We start from the raw sequence: 6,250 nt of genomic DNA, 5'->3' as shown, positions 1-6,250 counted from the left end.
CGGAAGAACCGGAAAGCGAACCGGCTGAATCAGCAGAGCCGGAAGAACCGGAAAGCGAACCGGCTGAATCAGCAGAGCCGGAAGAACCGGACAATGAACCGGCCGAATCGCCGGAACTGGAAGAACCGGAAAGCGAACCGGCTGAATCGCCGGAACTGGAAGAATCGGAAAGCGAAGCGGTTGAATCGTTGGAGCCGGGAGAACCGGACAATGAACCGGTTGTGTCAGCGGAATCGGAAAGTGTACCATCCATTGAACTGGTCAAAGCAGCCGGCTCCAAAGTCCAGCTGATGTCCATTCATGTGGGCCAAACAACCGTATCCCAATCGCAGCAGTTCTTTGTGTCGACCGAACCGGGCGATACATATGGTTACCAGATTGCGGACGGAGAGCTTTACACATACTTGGATGAATACCGCACCTACGGATCACTGAACGGCGGCGCCCCTGCCTGGTATGCGTGCGACGAAAACGGCACGGTAACCGGCGTTGTGATAGAAATCCCCGTGACCTGGATCAGTGATGATTATGACAAAGACACACCCGGCACCTACACCTTTACCGCACAGGTTTCAGATTACAGCTATACAGGGGAGCTTCCCTATGCGCTGGTAACGGTGGTGGATGGCGAAGCAACTGTGTTCCCTTCCATCAGCGGAGTGGTTTGGTTGGACGAAAACAGCGACGGGATCAGGGACTTGGACGAAACCGGCGTTGAAGGATACCCCGTTGTGCTTTATGCGGCGGACGATTTGAATACCGTGGTGCAGGAGACGGTCACCGAGGCTGACGGCGCCTACCGGTTTGAAGGCATGGCGCCCGGCAGTTACGTGGTGAGCGTCACATCTGAAATCATTGGCGAAACGGAATACCTGCTGCCCTTGTTCATAGCAAACGACAACCGCTTTGAGATGGACGAGGAAGCGACAGCCTCCTGGTCTGCGCCGCTGGAACTGGCGGAGGATACGGCGGTTTCCGGTATGGACGCGGGGATGCGGCTGCCGATGGGCGTTCAGTTGTTTGATGGAGCCGTCATACAGGTGTCCAATTTTGATGACCTGAAGGATGTTGTATGGCCCGCGTTATCCGATGGGGATACCATCCTGCTTACCAACGACATAGAATTTACGAGCGCACTAAACGTAACGAAGAATGTCACGATCAAGGCAGCCCCCGAAGCAGGCTCTGCCACTCTGACGTCTACAGGTTGGCGCCACTTTGTTGTTTCCGGCAACAAAACGCTTACGCTTGATCACGTTGTGCTGGACGGCGGCGGTACGGCCGGTGGGATCGACCTTGAAACCGGCAGTTCCCTGACGCTGCAAGGTGTGCGAGTCCAGGACTGCTTAGCACCGGACGACTACGGCGGGGGCATTTACGCAAAAGGAAGCAACACCGTTCTTATTGAAGGCAGCGAAATTTCTGGCTGTTCCGCGAGCTATGGCGGTGGGATTTCCATCCGGAATAACGGGTACCTTACAGTTACGGGTGACAGCAAAATCTCCGTGAATACAGTGACAAATAGCAATGGTAATGGCGGTGGCATTTACGGATTAGACGCCACAATTACCATTGAGGACAGCGAAATCACCAGCAATACGGCACTTTACGGCGGCGGCATGTACTCCGCCAGATGCACTATTTCTGCCGAGAACAGCGAGTTCTCCGGTAATGAGGCGGCCTACGGCGGTGGTCTTTACTCCATCAACGACACTATTTCTGCCAAGAACAGTGAGGTCTCCGGTAATGAGGCACAATCATCGGGCGGCGGGATTTATTTCAGCGGAGGTGCAGCCACATTTCAGGACAGCAGAATCAACGGGAACAAGGCCGGTAGTGACAGCGGTGGTGTGAGGATACTGAGCGGCGCCTCTTTTGTTATGAGCGGTGGCGAAATCAGCTACAACGAATCAGTCGTAAACGGTGGGGGCGTATATGTACTTCACGCCAACAGCAGCTTCCGTATGGCAGATGATGGTACAATCTCGAACAATACAGCACAAGTTAACGGCGGCGGGATTTACCTCAACGGAGGTACGGCTACCCTTCTGGACAGCAAAATCAACGGGAACAAAGCCGGTAGTAATGGTGGTGGCGTGACAATACTGGGCGGCGCCTCTCTTGTTATGAACGGCGGTGAAATCAGCGGCAACGAAGCAACCGAAAATGGCGGTGGCGTACAGGCGGTTAACGCCAGCAGTTTTTCCATGACAGGTGGGACTATCTCGAACAATACGGCGCAAGTCAACGGCGGCGGGGTTTACCTCAGCGACAGCACTGGGACCATTGTTGGCAGTGAGCTATCTGACAACAAAGCCAATGGAACGGGTAACAACGGGAGAGGTGGTGGCGGCATTTATGCTGATGGCGGCACCTCTATTGTCACCATTGAGGACAGCACCGTTTTGCGGAATGAGGGGAAGTATGGCGGTGGAATTTACGTCTACAAAAGCAGCACCCTCATCATGGAGAGCGGCAGTGAGGTTTCGGACAATACGGCGATGTATAGTGGCGGCGGCATTTACGCTGATAGCAATAATACCGTCACCATTTATGGCGGTAAAATCATCAACAATACATTGAATTCATCGGTTTCCTACGGCGGCGGGATTGCTACCTACAGAAGCGCCCTCACCGTGGTGGGCGGTGAAGTTTCAGGTAATACGGCAAATAACGGAGGCGGAATTCATTCCAACGGCGGCAGCCTCATCGTGGAGGGCGGTGAGGTTTCGGGCAATACGGCAAATAACGGAGGCGGGATTTACGCCGGCAGCGACGCCACCATTGTCACCGTGGAGGGCGGCGGTAAGGTTTCGGGCAATACGGCGAATTACGGAGGTGGGATTTACAACAACAGAAGCTTCGTTACCGTGGCAGACGGCGAGGTTTCGGACAATACGGCGATGTATAGTGGCGGCGGGATTTACGCCAGCTACAACGGCAACAGCGTCACCGTGACAGGCGGCGGTAAGGTTTCGGGCAATACGGCGAAGGGCGGCGGCGGAATTTACGCCAACAGCAGCAGCGTTGTCACCGTGGCGGGTGGCGAGGTTACGGGTAATACGGCAGCTAATTTCAACGGCGGCGGAATTTGCGCCTCCAACAGCAGCGTTGTCACCGTGGAGGGCGGTAAGGTTTCGGACAATACGGTTAATTCCAACGGCGGCGGAATTTACGCCGACAGCACCGCCATTGTCACCGTGGAGGGCGGCGAGGTTACGGGCAATACGGCAAATAACGGAGGCGGAATTTACACCAGCATTATTACGAAACTGTCTGTTTCAGATGCGGTAACGTTTAGCGGCAATACGGCGTCAGTAGCTGGCGAGCCTCTCCCGGATATGACAGCCAACTACCCCCAAATAGCGACCGCCACCAGTAGCATCTATAACCATCCGCTCAACAACTACGATATCTTCGTGCGTATTGTGACCGTGCATTATGTAGATACGAATAGGAATCCTGTAGGTGAATTGTCTTCGATTGGATACGCCGCGGTGTACGGCGCGGCGTTTACCCTCCCGCACGAAAAAATCCCTGCCATTCCAGGGTATGTGTACGCTGGGTGGCAGTGGGGTACGAGCGGCACACGGCAAGGCAGCGAGGTTCCTGTCACCCTGTCCGATGTGACAAACAATACGGATATCTACCTGAGATACACAAGAAACAGCGTCACGGTGTCAAATGTAGTCAGCGGCGATTACGCCGACAAGACAAGGGATTTTACCTTCACCCTAAGATTTGAGGACAGCAGTGGCACGCCGCTTACGGGAACGCTCACCTACAAGGGCGGCATCGTCTCCGGCTCGGGGGCCGTGCGTCCGTCAAACGGGACGTTGACGCTGGATGCCAACGGCGATGCAATCTTCACCCTGCGCCACGGGCAGCAAATCACCATTGCGGATGTTCCGACAGACGGCAAGGTATGGATCGAAACAGAGTCAGTTATCGGGTATACAGCCTCGTGGTCGGACAGCGACCTGTCTACCGGTACCGGCGTGTCCACCGGTGAGCTGACTATGACGGGTACGGACCGAACCATTGCCTTTACAAACACGTATGCCGATGTCGTAGCCACCGGCATACGGCCAAACAGTACAGGGCCAGCACTGCTGCTTTCTTTGCTTGCGGGCGTCGCCGTGCTCCTGCTGACTGCCGGACTAATGCGCCGCAGGCGCCAAAAGGGGGTGATGAATTGAGAGAATCAGCCAAGCACGCGATAATTTCAGAACCACAGCGGAACCGGGAGCCACCACAGGAACCCGCGACGTATATGCCACCGCCCCCGCTCTGGAAAGAGGTCCTGCTTCTGCTGGGCAAGATTGCAGTAATCAGTCTGGCGTTCCTGCTGCTGTTTACGTTCCTGTTCGGCCTGTACCGCAATGCCGATGCCGACATGACCCCGGCGGTCAAAGACGGCGACCTGGTAATCTTCTACAGGCTGGATAAGCGGTATATCGCCGGGGACGTCCTGGTGCTGGAATACCAGGGGCAAAAGCAGGTGCGCCGGGTAGTCGCCACGGCGGGCGACACCGTGGACATTACCGAAGACGGACTGATCATCAACGGCGCCATCCAGCAGGAACCGGACATCTATTTTGCCACCCACCGTTACGAGGGCGGCCCCGAATTCCCGGTTACCCTGAGCGAAGGGCAGGTATTCGTATTGGGAGACCATCGGACCAATGCCACGGACAGCCGCGTTTATGGCGTCGTCGAGATCCGGGACACGCTGGGAAAGGTCATGGCCGTTTTCCGGCGGAGAAGCATATAGGCGCAGGGGCCGGGAGCAAAGGCGCATCCGGGACGCTTTACCGTCATCAGGCTGCCGGGTAGCCTCGTGCCCTGCCCCCTGCGTTTATAGATACCGACCATTCACAAATCTATACTATTTCAATATGGAGGAATAAAAGTTATGAAACAAAAAGTTGTGAAATTTCTTAAACAGGTTCTGACAATGGCGCTTGCCATCGTGCTGTGCCTTGGAACCGCCCTGCCTGCACTGGCAGCCCCTACCCCTGTCACCGGAGGATCGGAGGGCAACCACGCAAAGATCACGCTGAAAAAAACGCTGAACCTGGCGGATAACCTCACCGTGCCCAGCGCCACATTCCAATACACCCTCACTCCGGAGGATATTGACGGCGATGACGAGCAGATAACCGTCATGCCGGCAATCAGCGTCTCAGACATTACGTTCAGCTCGACGGATACAGCGGCATCCACGGAGGACGGTGTTGCCAGCTACAGCAAGGAGTCCGCCGCGTTCCCGGCCAATTCGGTGACCTTCCCCAGGGCGGGTGTATACACCTACACTCTGGCGGAAACCCCGAATACTTACATTCCAGGCGCAACGGAAACCATAACATATGACAACGCTACATACATCGTCAAGCTGTACGTAAAGAACGGCTCAAACGGCTGTTATGTGGATACCGTGGAAGCCTGGACCACCGATGACGCGGGCCAACCGGAGGCCAAAATCGATCCTACGCCCGGCAGTTCTGACATGGAGTTTGTCAACAATTATTCTAAGACGACTGGTAGCGAAGATCCATGCGAATCAATAAGTAATTTGCGTCTCCTTAAGACGGTAGCTGGCGATTACGCCGATAAATCTAAATATTTTACCTTTACTGTGAAAGTGACCGCCCCATCCTCGGCGCCTGCGGCAACCTACAAAGCATATGTGGCAAACTATGACCCAACTAGAGACACCTATACGGTTGTCACATCGCCGGATAACTACAGCGGCACCATCCAAAACGATACTTATGGAAACTACATCGAGTTCACCTCGGGCATCAACGAGACAATCAAATTGAAACACTATCAGACACTTATTTTTGCTGACATGCCAATCGGCACTTTCTATGAAATGCAGGAAGCGGCTACACCTGATTACAAAGGAAAAGTGGACCTTAACCAAGGCGGCACGATTACCAGCTATACGGCTCCCGGTGAGAACATGGCGGTTTCTACCAATGACGCTAACAGCGGTAACGAAGCGAGGATCGTTCAAACCCAGTCGTGGAATGCTGCTGCCTTTGAAAACGAACATGCAGCGGCGCCCATCACCCCCACCGGCGTTATCATTGACAATCTGCCCTTTATCCTGCTGCTTGCGGTGGCCGTAGGCGCGCTGATTCTGTTTGTTGCCGTGAAAGCCCGCAGACGCCGTGGTTATACTTCCCGTTAAACCGCAGCTCAAACGGCAGCCAAAAATCTTACAAATCAAAGAACCAACACC

At 54.7% G+C, this 6,250-nt stretch carries 4 protein-coding genes; 3 read left to right on the top strand and 1 reads right to left on the bottom strand.

Annotated features, from left to right (window positions below):
* Positions 1-265, bottom strand: a 265-nt coding sequence (locus DS742_RS29215) for a hypothetical protein (protein WP_205692744.1), incomplete at its 3' end; no start/stop codon positions are given.
* Positions 266-341: 76 nt separating this feature from the next.
* On the opposite strand from DS742_RS29215, the gene DS742_RS07520 reads away from it, so the two are divergent.
* The 3 genes from DS742_RS07520 to DS742_RS07510 all read left to right on the top strand — a co-directional run bounded on the left by DS742_RS07520 (position 342) and on the right by DS742_RS07510 (position 6,199).
* Positions 342-4,199: a right-handed parallel beta-helix repeat-containing protein gene (locus DS742_RS07520; RefSeq protein ID WP_205692743.1), complete on the top strand. Its 3,858-nt coding sequence runs from the start codon at positions 342-344 to the stop codon at positions 4,197-4,199.
* Positions 4,196-4,774: a signal peptidase I gene (gene lepB / locus DS742_RS07515; protein WP_242996422.1), complete on the top strand. Its 579-nt coding sequence runs from the start codon at positions 4,196-4,198 to the stop codon at positions 4,772-4,774. The genes DS742_RS07520 and lepB overlap by 4 nt, the downstream gene beginning before the upstream one ends.
* A 141-nt stretch (positions 4,775-4,915) precedes the next feature.
* Positions 4,916-6,199, top strand: a complete 1,284-nt coding sequence (locus DS742_RS07510) for a DUF7601 domain-containing protein (RefSeq protein WP_117416375.1) — start codon at positions 4,916-4,918, stop codon at positions 6,197-6,199.
* Positions 6,200-6,250: the final 51 nt, after the last annotated feature.

The organism is Lacrimispora amygdalina (genome assembly GCF_003432035.1).
Classification (GTDB): Bacteria; Bacillota; Clostridia; order Lachnospirales; family Lachnospiraceae; genus Lacrimispora; species Lacrimispora amygdalina.
The sequence above is the reverse complement of the archived record's forward strand: the minus strand, read 5'-3'. Positions and strand labels throughout refer to the sequence as shown.